The following is a 15,765-nucleotide window of genomic DNA, read 5'->3' on the forward strand; positions in this document are numbered from 1 at the left end:
ACCGTGGAAGGGAGCCGGGCACATGGCAAGGAAGCCATTCGTGACCGCCGTGTTCACCGCTACGACACTGACACTCACCGGATGCAGCGGGGCAGGAGCGCCGTCCGGCGAGGCTGCCACCGCGCCGGCCGATCCCGGCAGCGTGTCGGGGGACATCACCGTTCTGACGCAGCGGACGGACCTGGTGCAGAACGGCACGATGAAGAAGTACGCCACGGAGTTCAACAAGGCCTACCCGAAGGTGAAGGTGAAGTTCCAGGGCATCACCGACTACGAGGGTGAGGTCAAGATCCGGATGAACACGGAGAACTACGGCGACGTCCTCATGATCCCCGCCGCCATCTCCAAGGACGACTACCCGAAGTTCTTCGCGCCCCTGGGGAGCACCGCGCAACTCAGCAAGAGGTACCGGTTCACGGACAAGACAGGCGTGAACGGCAAGGTGTACGGCATCGCGAGCTTCGGCACCGCCAACGGCTTCGTCTACAACAAAGCCGTCTGGAAAAAGGCCGGCGTGACGCAATGGCCCGCCACCCCGAGGCAGTTCATCACCGACCTGCGCAAGATCAAGGCGGGTACCGACTCCGTCCCGTACTACACGAACTTCAAGGACATGTGGCCGCTGACCGCCTGGACCAACAACCTGGGCTCGGTCAGCTGCGACCCGCAGTCGAGCAACAAGCTGGTCACGACCGACTCCCCGTGGGCGCCCGGCAGCGACCTGAACGTCATCGACACACTGCTCTACGACATCGTGCACGACAAGCTGTCCGAGAAGGACCCCACGACCACCAACTGGGAAAGCTCCAAGACCCTGATCGCCCAGGGGAAGATCGCGAGCATGCAGCTGGGCTCCTGGGCGATCACCCAGATGCAGGACGCGGCAAGGAAGGCCGGTGCCGGCCCCGACGACATCGGCTTCATGCCCTTCCCGGCCCAGAAGAACGGCAAGTTCTGTGCCACCCTGCTGTCCGACTACCAGCAGGCCGTCAACGCTCACTCCCAGCACAAGGCCGCCGCCCGCGCCTGGATCGACTGGTTCACCGACAAGTCCGGTTACGCGCAGAAGGAGGGGGCGGTGTCAGCCCTCAAGTCCGCGCCCATGCCGGACACGCTCAAGGCCTACACCGACAGCGGTGTTCAGTTCGTGGAGCGCTCCGAAGCGGACACCGGAAAAGTCAACTCCATCGACGACGCCGCGGAGATCGGCCTGAGCAAGCCCGACTACCGCCAGAAGCTGGTCGACCTGGCCCGCGGAGCGCAGAAGGGCAGTCTGGACGACTTCCTCGGGGATCTCGACAAGCGGTGGAACGAGGCGAGGAAGACCGCCGGTTCGTGAGGGTCCGCGCGGGGACGGCCACGCGCGACGGCCGGCCCTCGCCGGCCTCCGCATCCCTGGACGACGAAAGGCCGAGATGTCCGACACGACTCGCGCCCCGGCGGCGCACCTCCCCTCGCCATCCCCGCGCCGCGCCACGACCCGGGCGGTCAAGGGAGCCCCGCCGCGTACGTGGCGCTCGGCTCCGCTGCGCAGGCTCACACCCTGGCTGTTCCTCCTGATCCCGGTCGGGCTGCTGATCACGTTCACCTACGTACCGGTGGGGAACATGATCTATTACAGCTTCACCGACTGGGACGGGGTGAGCCCGGACCGCGATCTCACCGGACTGCGGAACTACACCGACCTGTTCACACGCCCCGAACTGTTCCGTGTGTTCTTCGTCAGCTTCTACTATCTGGCAGCTGCCGTGGTGCAGATCGCCGTAGCGCTCTACTTCGCCACGGTCCTCAGCTTCGACCTGCGGCTGCGTAACTTCTTCAAGGGGATCCTGTTCTTCCCCTACCTCATCAACGGCGTGGCCATCGGATTCGTCTTCCTGTACTTCTTCCAGGACGGCGGCACCCTCGACACCCTTCTGTCGTGGTTCGGGGCGGGCTCGGACCACGCCTGGCTCGGTGACCCGCAATCGGCGAACATCTCGTTGGCCGGCGTCTCGGTGTGGCGGTTCACGGGGCTCAACTTCGTGCTCTTCCTGGGCGCTGTCCAGTCGATCCCCGGTGAGCTCTACGAGGCCGCGGAACTCGACGGAGCCAACCGGTGGCAGCAGTTCCGGCACCTGATCCTTCCCGGGATCCGGCCCGTCATCAGCCTCAGCGTCATTCTCGCCGTCTCCGGCTCACTGTCCGTGTTCGAGATCCCCTACGTCATGACCGGCGGCGCCACGGGCACCTCGACCTTCGTCATCCAGACCGTCAAGCTGGCCTTCCAGTTCAACAAGACGGGTCTGGCGTCGGCCGCCGCCGTCGTCCTGCTTCTCATCGTCCTGTTGATCACATGGCTGCAGCGCCTGCTCGTGCCCGACGACGAGGTGGACCTGGTATGAGCACCCACACCCGCCGTCCCCGACGGCCCTTTGTCGCCCGGACGCTCGTCTACGCCTCACTGGTCATCGCCTCGCTCGTCGTCCTGACGCCTCTCGTGGTCGTCTTCCTGACCTCCTTGAAGACTCCGCACGAAGTGGCGGACGGTGGACGGGCGTTGAGCTTGCCGCACGACTGGCTCAACCTGCGCAACTACGCCACCGCCTTCGCCGACGGCCACCTGCTCACGGCACTCGGCAACACGGCCTTCATTCTTGCCTTCTCCATCACAGGCACAGTCCTGATCGGATCCATGACCGCGTACGCCGTGGACCGCTTCGACTTCCGCGGCAAGAAACTGGTGATGGGCCTGTTCCTTGTAGCCACCCTCGTCCCCGGCGTGACCACTCAGGTCGCCACCTTCCAAGTGGTCAACAGCTTCGGCCTGTTCGACACCCGTTGGGCCCCGATCCTGCTGTACATGGGGACAGACATCCTGTCGATCTACATCTTCCTCCAGTTCATCAGAGGCATCCCCCGATCCCTGGACGAAGCCGCCCGCATGGACGGCGCGAACGCGCTGACCATCTACTGGAAGATCATCTTCCCGCTGCTGAAACCCGCGGTGGCAACCGTCGTCATCGTCAAGGGGATCACCGTGTACAACGACTTCTACATCCCCTTCCTCTACATGCCCTCCGAGGGACTCGGCACGATGTCCACCGCTCTCTTCCGGTTCAAGGGCCCCTTCGGGGCTCACTGGGAGGACATCTCCGCCGGCACGGTCCTGGTCATCCTGCCCACGCTGGCCGTCTTCCTCTTCCTCCAGCGGTACATCTACAACGGCTTCGCGCGCGGGGCGACGAAGTGAACTGAGCTCACATGACGCATTCTTCACCCGGCTTGCCCGGGTCAGCCTGGACGGACAAGGGCATCTCAGGCGGCGCTGGTACCGGCATCCCAGGGCGGCTGAACCACCCCTCCGCGAGCAGGCATAGGGGCCGCACGCACAACCAACCCCCAAAGTATGGTGCCCCACCACATGTGCCCCTGACCTGCGTCTTCCTACGGTGTGCCCACACGTACCCGTCCCCACGGCACACAAGGAAGTGGCGCACATGGCCTCCGCGGCAACCGCTCCCCCACCACCCGCCAACCTCAAGCGCATCGTCGCCGCCAGTCTCATCGGCACCACCATCGAGTGGTACGACTTCTTCCTGTACGGCTCGGCGGCCGCGCTCGTCTTCAACAAGCTCTTCTTCCCCGGCTCCGACCCGCTCGTCGGCACGCTGCTGTCGTTCCTCACGTACGCGGTCGGCTTCGCGGCGCGGCCCCTCGGCGCACTGGTCTTCGGACACTACGGGGACCGGCTCGGCCGTAAGAAACTGCTGGTGCTCAGCCTGTTGTTGATGGGCGGGGCGACGTTCGCGATCGGTCTGCTGCCGACGCACGCGACAGTCGGCGCGGCGGCCCCCGTGCTGCTGACGGCACTGCGCCTCGTCCAGGGATTCGCGCTGGGCGGCGAGTGGGGCGGCGCCGTCCTGCTGGTGTCCGAACACGGGGACGCGAAGCGGCGCGGGTTCTGGGCCTCCTGGCCGCAGACCGGAGCTCCCGCGGGGCAGCTCCTGGCGACCGGCGTGCTCTCGCTGCTCACCGCCACCCTGTCGGACGGTTCGTTCGTCGCCTGGGGCTGGCGCATCCCGTTCCTGCTGTCCGGCGTGCTGGTCGTCGTCGGTTTGTGGATACGTCTGTCTGTCGATGAATCACCGGTGTTCCGGGAGGCGTTGGCGCGGGCCGAGGAACGCGGGCGGACACCGGACTCCGCCGCGGAGAAGCTGCCGCTGGTGTCCGTGCTGCGCCACCACTGGCGCGATGTCCTGGTCGCGATGGGCGCTCGGATGGCGGAGAACATCAGCTACTACGTGATCACCGCCTTCATCCTCGTGTACGCCACCACGTCCGCCGGTGTCTCCCGGCAGACCGCGCTCAACGCGGTACTGATCGCCTCCGCCGTCCACTTCGCCGTCATCCCCGCCTGGGGCGCGCTGTCGGACCGGATCGGCCGCAGGCCCGTCTATCTGCTGGGTGCCGCCGGCGTGGGCCTGTGGATGTTCCCCTTCTTCTCGCTCATCGACACGGGCGGCTTCGGCAACCTGGTCCTCGCCGTCACCGTCGGACTCGTCCTGCACGGCGCGATGTACGCGCCCCAGGCCGCCTTCTTCTCCGAGATGTTCGCGACGCGGATGCGCTACTCCGGTGCCTCGATCGGTGCCCAGTTCGCCTCGGTCGCTGCGGGCGCCCCCGCCCCGCTGATCGCGACCGCGCTGCTGTCCGACTACGGCAGCTCCACGCCGATCTCCCTGTACGTCATCGCGGCGGCCGTGCTCACCCTGATCTCGGTGGGTGTCGCCAAGGAGACCCGGCACCGCGACCTGGCCGATGTGGCGGACCACGGCGAGGCGGAGGTCTCCGTGCCGGCGGCGGATGCGCGTTCCACGGCCTGACTCCGCACGCCCCCATCTCCCGGCCCCCGTACGCGCGTACGGGGGTCAGTGCCGTGCGGCCGTGGACAACCGGTGCAGTCGCAGGGCGAGTTGGATCTCAAGCACGCGGGCCGGGCTCTGCCAGTCCTCCCCCAGCAGCCGGCCCACCCGCTCCAGCCGCTGGGCCACCGTGTTCACATGGACGTGCAGGTCGTCCTTGGTGCGCGCCGGACTCATCCCGCACGCGAAGTAGGCGTCGAGGGTGCGCAGCAGGTCGGTGCCGCGCTGCTGGTCGTAGGCCACGACCTGGCCGATGGTCCGCCCGACGAAACCGGAGATGTCACGGTCCCCGGCGAGCAACAGTCCCAGGAATCCGAAGTCCTCGGCCGCGGCACCGTCCCCGGCGCGCCCGAGCAGGCGCAGCGCCTCGAGACAGCGCTGCCCCTCCGCGTACGCCGCGGCCACCGCTTCAGGGTGCGCGGCGAGGGCTTCGAGGGGTGCCGAGGCGCCGACCGTGACGGCCTCGTGGACGGCGGTGCCCAGTTGTCCGGCCGTGCGGCGGGCCAGGTCGGTGGCCGTCTCGTCCGGGCCGAGCGGGAGCAGCAGGACCGTGCCCCCGTCCCGGGCGGCGGCCAGTCCGTGTCCGGTCGCGGCCAGATGGGACGCGGCGGACCACAGCCGTCGGCGTGCGTCCGCCGCGCGGTCGGCATCGGCGGCGGTGGTGTCCAGGCGGGCGGCGAGCACCACATGGACGGCGTCCAGGTCGGCATGGAGACGGGTTGCGCGCTCGCGCAGCAGACGTGGGTCGCGGTCCCGGGCGTCCAGCAGATCGTCCAGCAGTTCGCCGCGCACGCGCTGTTCGGCCTCGGCGGCCGAGCGTCTGGCGAGCAGGAGGAGTGAGGTGACCATCGCGGCGCGTTCAAGGGTGCGCTGGTCGACGGGGTCGAGACCTGGTTGTCCGCCCAGCACCAGCGCGCCGAGCAGCTCGCCCCCGGCCGCCACGGCCGCGACCCAGTCCTGACCGTGCCGCACCGCGTGTCCCTCGGCGCGGGAGGTCTGGAGGGCGGCGCCGGGCGCCGTGTCCGTCCCGGTGAACTCGACCGTGCCGTCGAGCACTTCGGACACCGCGGCGGCCACGTCATGGACCCCGCCGCCGCGCAGCACCAGCTCGGCGAGGCGGTCGTGGACGTCCGAGGCGCGCTCGATCACTCCGCTGCGGTCCCGGATGATCTCGTTGGCACGGCCCAGGCGGTCGAGGGCGGAGCGGGTCTCCAAGAGTCGGTTCGCCGTGTCGATGGCCGCCGCGGCCAGGGCCGCGAACGAGCCCAGGAGGGCGATCTGCTCACGCTCGAAGATCCGTGCCCGGCGGTCCGCGGCGAACAGCACTCCGATGACATGGCGCCCGATCATGAGGGGCACGCCGAGGATGGCGACCAGGCCTTCGTCCCGGACGCCCGCGTCGATGGTCCGGGTGTGCTGGAAGCGGTCGTCCTTGAAGTAGTCGTCGGTGACGTAGGGGCGGGCGGTCTGGGCGACGAGCCCACCGAGCCCCTCCCCCATGCCGAGCCGCAGTTGCTGGAAGCGTGCCGCGACCGAGCCCTCGGTGACCCGCATGTACGTGTCTCCCTCGGCCTCGTCGTGCAGGCTGAGGTAGGCGACGTCCGTGCCCAGCAGTGACCGGGCCCGCTGCACGATCGCGCGCAGTACGGCGTCGAGGTCGCGCAGGCCCGCCAGGTCGTGGGCGGTCTCGAAGAGCGCGGACAGTTCGGCCTCGCGACGGCGCCGGCCCTCCATCTCGGAACGCACGCGCAGGGCGAGCAGCTTGGCCTCTTCGAGCGCGGCGACGCGGGCGGCTGGACAGCTCTCGGCGCGGGCGAGCAGGACCGGCTGCTCGTACGCCTCGGCGGGGGCGCCTCTGGCCAGCAGGTGGAGGAAGGGTGTCTCGGCGTTGTCGGCGGAGCGTTCGGCGGACTGCACGTGATCGCGGGACATGCTCAAAGGATGACCTGTCGTCGGGCCGGCCCGGCCGGCCCTGTGGATAACTCGGCGGCGACGGTACCGGCTAGGGCGTGTCGCGAATGCCCCGCCTGCCTCGCGACGCCTGGCACGCCCTCCGGGCGGACGACGGGACTTTCGCGACACGCCCTAGTGCGCCGTCCAGCCGCCGTCCATGACCAGCGACGTGCCGGTGACGAACGAGGCCTGGGGCCCGCACAGATAGGCCACCGCCTCGGCGACCTCCTCGGGTTCGACGAGCCGTTTGACCGCGCTGTCCCGCAGCAGCACCTCGGACAGCACTCGCTCCTCGGGAACGTCGTGGGCCCGCGCCTGGTCCGCGAGCTGTTTCTCGACCAGTGGGGTGCGCACATAGGCGGGGTTCACACAGTTCGAGGTCACTCCGTGGGGGGCGCCTTCCAGGGCGGCCGTTTTCGACAGCCCTTCCAGCCCATGTTTCGCGGCCACATACGCCGACTTGAAGGCGGACGCGCGCAACCCATGGACCGAGGACACATTGACAATGCGACCCCAGCGCTGCCCGTACATGTGTGGCAGTGCGCCCCGGATCAGCCGGAACGGGGCCTCCAGCATCACCGTGAGCATGGTGTGGAAGACCTCCGGCGGAAACTCCTCGATGGGCCGCACCGTCTGCAGTCCGGCGTTGTTGACGAGAACGTCGGTGCCCGCGGCGGCGAGCTCCGCGGCGTCGAGGTCGGTGAGGTCGAGTGGGTGCGGCTCGACGGTGCCCGGCAGGCCTCGCGCCAGCTCGGTGAGTGCTTCCAGTCCCGCGGTGTCCAGGTCGACCGCCCGTACCTTGGCCCCGTGCGCGGCCAGCCGCAGCACGCACGCTCGGCCGATGCCGCCGGCGGCGCCGGTGACCAGGGCGGTACGGCCGTCGAGGCCGGACGAGTGGGTATGGGGACCCGGGAGGGCGTGGGGGCCCGGAAGGGCGCTGGGGGCGGTCATGGCTCGACCCTAGGCAGCCCTACCCGCCCCCATACATGTGGTCACCTCACACACTTCCACTTCAAGTCGTGGTGTCGAACCATGCGGGTGCGTGGGACAGAGCCTGCTTGATCCGGAACATCGCGAACTCGTGCAGCTCCGGGAGGGCGTCGACCGAGAACCAGCCGACCTCCAGCGACTCGTCGTCATTGACCCGCGCCTCGCCGCCGACGGCCCGGCAGCGGAACGTGACGTCCATGAACTGGCAGGTGTCGTTGTTCGCGTAGGTGACCGGGTCCAGCGCCTGGACGAGTACGACGCGCTCGACGACGCAATGCACCGCCGTCTCCTCGAAGACCTCCCGCACGGCGCAGGCCGCGGGCTGCTCGCCCGGGTCCGGGATGCCACCGATGACCGACCACTTGCCGGTGTCCGCACGACGGCCCAGCAGCACTCTGCCCTCGTCGTCGAAGACGATGGCGGTGACTCCGGGGAGCCAGAGCAGCTGATGCCCCGCGGAGGCCCGGATCGTACGGATGAAGTCAGGAGTAGCCATGGCCCGACCCTAACGGTCCGCTTCCGCCCTCCGCTCGCGGCCGCGCACCCCGCTCCAATGCCGCGGGACCAGGGCGTGTTGCGTGAGTCCCGCCTGCCTCGCGACGCCTGGCCCGCCCTCCGGGCGGACGACGGGACTCCCGCAACCTGACCTAGTCGGTGCCGCCCCGGCGCCCACGGACCGCACTGGCTCCGGCCCATCCGAGGCCGCCCGCGGCGACCAGCACCAGGAGCATCTCGGGGAGGATCCCCAGCCGCGTGGCGGGGGTCTCGGAGGAACGCAGCGGCACCTTCTGGACCAGCGAGTCCGCCACGAACATCCCGGTCCGCTGGGTGATCCTGCCGTCCGGCATGATGACGGCGCTGACGCCGCTGGTCACCGGCACCGTGACGGTACGGCTGTGCTCCACGGCACGGACCCGGGACATGGCCAGCTGCTGGTACGTCATCTCGCTGCGGTCGAAGGTCGCGTTGTTGCTCGGCACCGAGATGATCTGCGCCCCGTCCGTCACGGTGCTGCGCACGGCCCAGTCGAAGGCGGCCTCGTAGCAGGTGACGAGTCCGACCCCGGTGCCGTTCATCGCGAAGACGCCCGGCTTGTGACCCCGGCTGAAGTCCTGGCGCACCATCGACGTCCAGTTCTCGTTGATCGCGCCGAGCAGCGAGCGCAGCGGAAGGTACTCGCCGAACGGCTGGACCTGCCGCTTGTCGTACGTGTCCAGGGGCCCCTTCACCGGGTCCCACAGGATCTGCTCGTTGTAGAGCTTGCCGTCGCGCTCCACGACACCGCCGACCGAGATGGGCGCGCCGATGGCCTTGGCCGCGGTGTCGATGACGGCGCGGGCGTCGGCGTTGGTGAACGGGTCGACGTCGGAGGAGTTCTCCGGCCACAGCACGAAGTCGGGCCGGGCGACCTTGCCCGCCTTCACCTCGGCGGCCAGCCGCTCGGTCTCCCGCGCGTGGTAGTCGAGGACCGCGCGCCGCTGGGCGTTGAACTCGAGACCCGCGCGCGGAACGTTGCCCTGGATCACCGCGACGGTCGCCGTGCCGTCCTCGGCCTTGTCGCTCACCAGCGCACGCGCCGCGAGCGCCCCCGCCACGGGGACCGCGACGGCGAGCAGCGCCACGGCCGCGGCACCCCGTCGTACAACACCGGCGCGACGGCCCTCGACGACCTGGCGCACGATCTCGTACAGCCCGAAACCGCAGAGCACCACCCCGAATCCGAGGACCGGAGTCCCGCCCAGCGCGGCCAGCGGCAGGAAGACGCCGTCCGCCTGCCCGAAGGCGATCTTCCCCCAGGGGAAGCCGCCGAACGGCGCACGCGCGCGTGCCGCCTCTCCCGCGATCCACACGGCGGCGGCCCACAGGGGCCAGCCGGGCAGCCGGGACACCAGGGTGATGCCCGCGCCGACGAGCGCGAGGTACACCGCTTCCACGGCGACGAGGGCCAGCCACGGCCCGGGTCCGACCTCGACGCCGGTCCACACGAGCAGCGGCAGCAGGAAGCCGAGGCCGAACAGGTAGCCGAGGCCGAGCCCCGCCTTCCAGGAGCGACCGCGCAGGACCCAGGCGAAGACCGCGAAGGCGGGCAGGGCCAGCCACGACACCGTGCGGGGCGGGAAACTGACGTAGAGCAGTACGCCGGAGAGCGCCGCGACGGCGGCCGGAGCGTATCGCCGTGCCAGTCTGGCCCCGCGCGATGCGGACGCGGCCTGGGGTTCGAGCTGTTCCGGCTCGTCTACGGAGGTTGCGGTGGCGGTCACCCGGGGAGTGTACGGCGCGTGACCTGGGCTCCGACAAGCACGGTCCGTCGGCGGGCTCCTGAAGCTCCCGTTGTTCCCGGTCGGCCCCGGCCCTGGGTTCCGCGCCGCCCCGGAGACGGCCCACTCGTCCCGGGCGCCGCTCGCCGCCCGTCCGATGCGTCGTTTTTCTGCGCAAGTCATCCACAAACCGGCGCATCAGCCGTTACGGTGTGCCCGAACCTCCGACGTGGCCGGATGTGGCCGCGATGGTCGGGGTCCGTCACAGGTCGGGGGGCGACGGGGTGGGTTCCACAGGGATGACGTCCACGGCCGGTGCGACGTCCGCGAACGAGAGACGAAACGTTTCGGACGCGGCGGGCGTGATCGTGCTCGGTGCCTGCGCGGTCTGGTCACTGATCACTGCGGCCGTGCACGACGGACGCCCCGAGGGCGTCCTGCTTGCGGTGCTCGCGATGGCCGCCGGCTACGCCTCGGGCCGGATCCTGGGCGCGGTCGCGCCGGTCGCCGCCCCCTGCGCCGGGGCTCTCGTCGGACTCGGCCTCGCCCTCACCGAGCGGTACACCACCCCGGGCCCGCAGATGACGGCGCCGCTCGGGCACACCGGTGCCCTGGCCGCACTGCTGACCCTGTCGATCGCTGCGGCGTGCTGCGCGGCCCGGGCGGCGCGCCCGCCGGCGCTGCGGCTCGCGCTGCGCCTGCTGGCCGTCGGGATCACGGTGACTGCCGCGGTCCTCGGCTCGGCCGCGGGATGCGCCCTCGGCGCCGGGGTGCTGCTGTGCTCGCTCGCCGCCGACCGCGTGCGGCTCCGCGGCCTCGGCCTCGGAGCCTTCGCGCTCACCGCGGCCCTGGTCACGTCGACGACCTGGGCCGTCGCCGAGGACGCCCTCCCGGACGGGCTGACCGCCTCCCTCGAAGGTCAGCTCACCGAGCACCGGGTGCTGCTCTGGCAGGACGCGCTCCATCTGGTCGGCAGGAATCCGGCACTGGGAGTGGGTCCGGGCCGCTATGGAGAGCTCAGCCCGACGATCGCGCTGGCGCCGCTGCCCGACGGCAAGCCCCACTCCGCCGTACTGCAGCAGGTGGCCGAGCAGGGCGTGGTCGGCGCTCTGCTGCTCGCCTTGCTCTTCTGCTGGGTCCTCTACTCACTCTGGCGGTCTCCGCAGTCCACGGCGATCGTGCTGACGGCGGGGGCGGGCCTGACCGCTCTGGCCGTGATCGCGTCGGTGGGCAACACGCTGAGTTTCACCACGGTGACGGCCGGCGCGGGGCTGCTCGCGGGGCTCGCGACGGCACGGCCGTTGGCGGACGGGTGTCCGGAGCAGGTCCTGCGGGAGGACGACCATCTCTGGGAGCACCGGCTCGAACCGTGAACCCGCAAGGCACACCCCGATCCCGTGCCCGTACGGGCGCACGGGCCTGACAGGCGTGCCGGATCAGATCACGGCGCCGGGGGTCGCCGGCCGCAGCCTGTCCCGGATCACCCGTACGGCCGCCTCCGCGTTGTCCACCGTGATGGTGAACGTATGGCCGTCGCCGAGTCTGAGCACCATGCCCTCGCCGCGCCGGACGATGACAGCGGTGCCTTTCTCGGGACGCCAGCGGTAGCCCCAGCCGCCCCACTGCCACGGAGTGACGCTGGGCGCGAAGTCGGCGCCGACCACCTCCGAGAGCGGGATGCGGCGCCGGGGCAGACCGACGTGACCGCAGCGCACTTCGAGGCAGTCCTTGTCGACCTTCACGGCGACGTGCACGAAGGCGAGCGTGCCGAACAGGACGAGCAGTCCCGCGGCGATGCAGCCGACGACGGACATGGCGAGCGCGGCGACGCCCGAGGTCCATGTGGACTCGACGGCCAGCTCGATGCCGAGAGCGATACAGGCGGCGCCGGCGAGCGCCGGAAGCCACTGGACGCGATTGGTCGCCCGCCCGGTCCAGACATCGGAGTGCGGGATGTATTCGCCGTGGGGGTGGTCCCTCATGTCTAAGAGACTACTCATGTTCCGCAGCGCGGGCACCGGCTCGCAGAGCGTCACCGCTCCGGCCGGACGGTCCGCGGACGGAGGGCGCCCGAGCGGTGACAGGCGGTCAGCGGGCGGGGCTGACCGCCTGCAGGAGGCGGCCCTCCCCGTACTCCAGCGCGGGCTCGGGCAGAACCCCCACCCGGCCGCTGAGAAGTACGGTGACGGTGCCGTCGGCGGCCGCTCCCGGGTCCGGGAACGCGCCGATCCTGCGCAGCGCCTGCGCGGCGACCGCACCGGCGGAGGCGTGCAGGACGAGCGGCGGGAGGCCGGGCCGCTGCACGGCCGCGCGGATCCGTTCGGCGACCAGCTCGTAATGGGTGCACCCCAGGACGACGGCCCTTACATCGTCGGGGGTCCGGGCGGCGGCCGCGGCGATCGCGGCGTCGATGCCCGCCTGGTCCCCGTGCTCCACGGCGTCGGCGAGCCCGGGGCACGGCACCTCGGTGACGGCCACCCCCTCGGCGAACTCACGGATGAGTCCCCGCTGGTACGGGCTGCCGGTGGTGGCGGGAGTGGCCCAGATCGCGACGGGACCGCCTCCGGCCGCGGCCGGCTTGATCGCCGGGACCGTGCCGATCACGGGCACAGCCGGCTCCAGGCGGGCACGCAGGGCGGGCAGCGCGTGCACGGAGGCGGTGTTGCAGGCGACGATCAGCGCGTCGGGGTGGTGTCCGGCCGCCGCCTCGGCGACCGCGAGCGCGCGCTCGGTCACGTCCTGGGGCGCAAGGGGTCCCCAGGGCATGGTGTCGGGCGCCGAGGACAGGACGAGATCGGCGTCGGGCCGCAGTCGACGTACCGCGGTGGCAGCGGCGAGCAGTCCGATTCCGGAGTCCATGAGCGCGATCTTCACCCGGTCACCATAGACGATCCGCCCCGACGGGCCCCCGGGGTGGGGCAGACTGCCGCGCGTGAGTGCCGTCGCGTGGACCGCCGTGGGATCACTGGCCGCCTGGCTGTGGCTGCTGCTCGGCCAGGGCTTCTTCTGGCGTACGGATCTGCGGTTGCCACCGCGCCGGGAGCCGGACGACTGGCCGTCCGTCTGTGTCGTCGTCCCCGCACGCGACGAGGCGGGTGTCCTGCCCGCGAGCCTGCCGACCCTCCTCGCGCAGGACTATCCGGGACGGGCCGAGGTCTTCCTCGTCGACGACGGCAGCTCGGACGGCACCGGGGAGCTGGCCCGTGAACTGGCTCGCGCGCACGGCGGGCTCCCGCTGACCGTCGACTCGCCCGGGGAGCCGCCCGCGGGCTGGACCGGCAAGCTCTGGGCCGTACGGCACGGCATCGTCCTGGCCCGCACGCGCGAGCCCGTGTACCTGCTGCTGACGGACGCGGACATCGCCCATGCGCCCGACAGTCTGCGGACGCTGGTGGCCGCGGCGCACACCGGCGGTTTCGACCTCGTCTCCCAGATGGCGCGGCTGAGAGTGGCGAGCGTGTGGGAGCGGCTCGTCGTGCCCGCGTTCGTCTACTTCTTCGCCCAGCTGTATCCCTTCCGGTGGATCGCGACGCGGGGTTCACGCACGGCGGCCGCGGCCGGTGGCTGTGTGCTGCTGCGCGCCGACGCCGCCGAGCGGGCGCGGATTCCGGACGCCATCCGGCACGCCGTCATCGACGACGTGGCGCTCGCTCGGGCGGTCAAGGGCGTCGGCGGTCACATCTGGCTGGGGCTCGCCGAGCGGGTGGACAGTGTGCGCCCCTACCCGCGGCTGCACGACCTGTGGCGCATGGTCTCGCGCAGCGCGTACGCCCAGCTGCGGCACAACCCGTCGCTGCTCCTGGGGACGGTCATCGGCCTCGCCGTCGTCTACCTGGTGCCGCCGCTCGCGCTCGTCACCGGCCTGGTGGTGGGGAGCACGGTTGTCACGGCGGCCGGAGGGCTCGCGTGGCTGCTGATGACGGCGACGTATCTGCCGATGCTGCGCTACTACCGGCAGCCCTGGTGGCTCGCTCCGCTGCTGCCGGTCACCGCGTTCCTGTACCTCCTCATGACGGTCGATTCCGCGGTGCAGCACTACAGGGGGCGCGGCGCGGCCTGGAAGGGCCGCACCTACGCCCGGCCCGACACCGCGCTCGACGAGCGCTGACCGCTCACTTCCTGCCGGGCGTCCAGTTCATGCCCCACCCGTAGACGTGGTCGACGGTGCGCTGCGGGCTCACGCCGCGTTCGGGCACGAGGTAGCGGGCCTCGCGCTGGACGATCAGGTCGCCGCCGCTGTTGGTGATCAGAGCGAGGGCGCAGACGGTCGAGGGCACGGTGCACTCGTCGAGCGAGAAGTCGACCGGTGCGCCGTTCGTCGGCTGGAGGGTGACCGTGGCGTGCAGGTCGGCGAAGGAGCGTGCCCCTTCGTAGATGGTCACGAAGATGAGGATGCGCCGGAAACTCTGGCGCTTGTCGAGGTTGATGGTGAGGTTCTCGCCGCTCTCGACGGCACCGGTGCGGTCGTCGCCGTCGAGGTGGATGTACGGCGGCTGGTGGAGCGCTCCGAAGGCGTTGCCGAGCGCCTGGACGACTCCCTTGCGGCCGTCGGACAGTTCGTAGAGGGCGCACAGGTCGAGGTCGAGGTCCGCGTGCATCGCGACGGCCCGGCCCCGTTTGCTGCCCCACCCCGAGAACTGTTTGCGTACCTGCCAGTTGAGGTTCACCCGCATGGAACCGGAGGTTCCGCCCTGTTTGGCCAGCGACACCGAGGGGCCTCTTTGGTGAGGGTGACCTTGGACAGACGCACCGGGGCCTGGGGCGGGGCGGGCGGCGGAGGCTGCGTGGGGGGCGTCATCGTGGCGGGCAAAGCGACCGGCGGGGGCGGACCGGCCACACGCGTGCCGGGCTCGGGCGGCCGGGAGGCGGCGGGTACTGGAGCAGCCGGCCGAGAGGGAGAGGGCAGCGGAGTGGGAGGCACCGCGGCGGGCGGCGCCGTGTGCTGCGGCTCGTCCACCGTGATCCCGTAGTCCGTGGCCAGGCCCTCCAGGCCGCTGCCGTACCCCTGCCCGACCGCGCGGAACTTCCAGGCGCCCTGACGCCGGTAGAACTCCCCCAGCACGAAGGCCGTTTCGACCGTCGCGTCCCTGCTGTCGAAGCGGGCGATCTCCGTGCCCCGGCCCGCGTCGAGCACCCGGACGTGCAGGCCGGGCACCTGCCCGAAGGTGCCGCCGTCGGCGGAGGCGGCCAGCACCACGGTCTCGATGGCGGGCTCCACGCGCGCGAGGTCGACGAGCAGCGTGTCGGTCACCTGGCCGCCCGCGTCACGCTTGCCTTCGTGCCGCACGGCGCCGGAGGAGTGCGCCGGCTGGTTGTAGAACACGAAGTCTCTGTCGGAACGCACCTTCCCGGAGACGAGCAGCAGCGCCGACGCGTCCGCGTCGGGCACCCCGGGGCCCGAACTCCAGCCCATTTCGACGCGCAGCGCACTCGTCGGCACCGGAACATTTGATCCTTTAGACATTGTCATGTCCGCCCCCATCACGTGTCACCGCGCCAGGCCGTGCCCCCGGGCCGCCTCTCCGACCCGTTGCCGACCAACCTATTCCCCCGGGGCCGGGAAGCGCCCGGACTGCCTCGGAAGACCCATGGTCAACCCCCGGTAACCCCTTGGGAACTCGGCCTTTACACGATCTGAACCCGGTTTGGCGCCCTTTTTT

General features: G+C 70.7%; 12 protein-coding genes and 1 pseudogene. 6 read left to right on the forward strand and 7 right to left on the reverse strand.

Annotated features, from left to right (window positions below):
* Nucleotides 1-22 precede the first annotated feature (22 nt).
* The 4 genes from HEP85_RS05270 to HEP85_RS05285 all read left to right on the forward strand — a co-directional run bounded on the left by HEP85_RS05270 (nucleotide 23) and on the right by HEP85_RS05285 (nucleotide 4,865).
* Nucleotides 23-1,339, forward strand: coding sequence for an ABC transporter substrate-binding protein (locus HEP85_RS05270; protein ID WP_168526613.1), 1,317 nt, complete (start codon nucleotides 23-25; stop codon nucleotides 1,337-1,339).
* A gap of 76 nt (nucleotides 1,340-1,415) precedes the next feature.
* Nucleotides 1,416-2,384, forward strand: coding sequence for a carbohydrate ABC transporter permease (locus HEP85_RS05275; RefSeq protein ID WP_168526615.1), 969 nt, complete (start codon nucleotides 1,416-1,418; stop codon nucleotides 2,382-2,384).
* Nucleotides 2,381-3,232, forward strand: coding sequence for a carbohydrate ABC transporter permease (locus tag HEP85_RS05280; protein WP_168526617.1), 852 nt, complete (start codon nucleotides 2,381-2,383; stop codon nucleotides 3,230-3,232). The genes HEP85_RS05275 and HEP85_RS05280 overlap by 4 nt, the downstream gene beginning before the upstream one ends.
* Nucleotides 3,233-3,479: 247 nt before the next feature.
* On the forward strand, nucleotides 3,480-4,865 hold the full coding sequence (locus HEP85_RS05285) for an MFS transporter (RefSeq protein ID WP_168526619.1): 1,386 nt from the start codon (nucleotides 3,480-3,482) through the stop codon (nucleotides 4,863-4,865).
* 45 nt (nucleotides 4,866-4,910) lie between these two features.
* Here the strand turns inward: HEP85_RS05285 and HEP85_RS05290 are convergent, their stop codons facing one another.
* The 4 genes from HEP85_RS05290 to lnt all read right to left on the reverse strand — a co-directional run bounded on the left by HEP85_RS05290 (nucleotide 4,911) and on the right by lnt (nucleotide 10,108).
* Complete coding sequence (locus HEP85_RS05290; RefSeq protein WP_168526621.1) at nucleotides 4,911-6,836, reverse strand: GAF domain-containing protein; 1,926 nt, start codon at nucleotides 6,834-6,836, stop codon at nucleotides 4,911-4,913.
* Nucleotides 6,837-6,989: 153 nt separating this feature from the next.
* A complete protein-coding gene (locus HEP85_RS05295; protein WP_168526623.1) occupies nucleotides 6,990-7,808 on the reverse strand; it encodes a 3-hydroxybutyrate dehydrogenase in 819 nt (272 codons plus the stop codon).
* Between the two features lie 61 nt (nucleotides 7,809-7,869).
* Nucleotides 7,870-8,343, reverse strand: a complete 474-nt coding sequence (locus tag HEP85_RS05300) for an NUDIX domain-containing protein (RefSeq protein WP_168526625.1) — start codon at nucleotides 8,341-8,343, stop codon at nucleotides 7,870-7,872.
* Nucleotides 8,344-8,494: 151 nt separating this feature from the next.
* Nucleotides 8,495-10,108, reverse strand: coding sequence for an apolipoprotein N-acyltransferase (gene lnt / locus HEP85_RS05305; RefSeq protein WP_168526627.1), 1,614 nt, complete (start codon nucleotides 10,106-10,108; stop codon nucleotides 8,495-8,497).
* A 296-nt stretch (nucleotides 10,109-10,404) separates the two neighbouring features.
* Here lnt and HEP85_RS05310 point away from each other — a divergent pair, with 296 nt between their 5' ends.
* Nucleotides 10,405-11,478 carry an O-antigen ligase family protein gene (locus HEP85_RS05310; RefSeq protein ID WP_369657607.1) on the forward strand — a complete coding sequence of 358 codons (1,074 nt, stop codon included), beginning with the start codon at nucleotides 10,405-10,407 and terminating at the stop codon, nucleotides 11,476-11,478.
* Between the two features lie 63 nt (nucleotides 11,479-11,541).
* Here the strand turns inward: HEP85_RS05310 and HEP85_RS05315 are convergent, their stop codons facing one another.
* On the reverse strand, nucleotides 11,542-12,087 hold the full coding sequence (locus tag HEP85_RS05315) for a hypothetical protein (protein WP_168526629.1): 546 nt from the start codon (nucleotides 12,085-12,087) through the stop codon (nucleotides 11,542-11,544).
* Nucleotides 12,088-12,193: 106 nt separating this feature from the next.
* Complete coding sequence (locus tag HEP85_RS05320) at nucleotides 12,194-12,979, reverse strand: glutamate racemase (protein WP_369657608.1); 786 nt, start codon at nucleotides 12,977-12,979, stop codon at nucleotides 12,194-12,196.
* A 58-nt stretch (nucleotides 12,980-13,037) separates the two neighbouring features.
* Between HEP85_RS05320 and HEP85_RS05325 the strand changes: the two genes are divergently transcribed.
* On the forward strand, nucleotides 13,038-14,213 hold the full coding sequence (locus HEP85_RS05325) for a glycosyltransferase (RefSeq protein ID WP_168526631.1): 1,176 nt from the start codon (nucleotides 13,038-13,040) through the stop codon (nucleotides 14,211-14,213).
* Between the two features lie 4 nt (nucleotides 14,214-14,217).
* Here the strand turns inward: HEP85_RS05325 and HEP85_RS05330 are convergent.
* Nucleotides 14,218-15,569 (reverse strand): annotated as a pseudogene (locus HEP85_RS05330) (TerD family protein).
* Nucleotides 15,570-15,765: the final 196 nt, after the last annotated feature.

The sequence above is a fragment of the Streptomyces sp. RPA4-2 genome (genome assembly GCF_012273515.2).
GTDB lineage: Bacteria > Actinomycetota > Actinomycetes > Streptomycetales > Streptomycetaceae > Streptomyces > Streptomyces kaempferi.

Excerpts from the sequence above, each read along its gene's own strand:
- HEP85_RS05270 (WP_168526613.1), top strand. The coding sequence starts at position 23 with ATGGCAAGGAAGCCATTCGTGACCGCCGTGTTCACCGCTACGACACTG.
- HEP85_RS05275 (WP_168526615.1), top strand. The coding sequence starts at position 1,416 with ATGTCCGACACGACTCGCGCCCCGGCGGCGCACCTCCCCTCGCCATCC.
- HEP85_RS05280 (WP_168526617.1), top strand. The coding sequence starts at position 2,381 with ATGAGCACCCACACCCGCCGTCCCCGACGGCCCTTTGTCGCCCGGACG.
- HEP85_RS05285 (WP_168526619.1), top strand. The coding sequence starts at position 3,480 with ATGGCCTCCGCGGCAACCGCTCCCCCACCACCCGCCAACCTCAAGCGC.
- HEP85_RS05290 (WP_168526621.1), bottom strand. The coding sequence starts at position 6,836 with ATGTCCCGCGATCACGTGCAGTCCGCCGAACGCTCCGCCGACAACGCC.
- HEP85_RS05295 (WP_168526623.1), bottom strand. The coding sequence starts at position 7,808 with ATGACCGCCCCCAGCGCCCTTCCGGGCCCCCACGCCCTCCCGGGTCCC.
- HEP85_RS05300 (WP_168526625.1), bottom strand. The coding sequence starts at position 8,343 with ATGGCTACTCCTGACTTCATCCGTACGATCCGGGCCTCCGCGGGGCAT.
- HEP85_RS05310 (WP_369657607.1), top strand. The coding sequence starts at position 10,405 with ATGACGTCCACGGCCGGTGCGACGTCCGCGAACGAGAGACGAAACGTT.
- HEP85_RS05315 (WP_168526629.1), bottom strand. The coding sequence starts at position 12,087 with ATGAGGGACCACCCCCACGGCGAATACATCCCGCACTCCGATGTCTGG.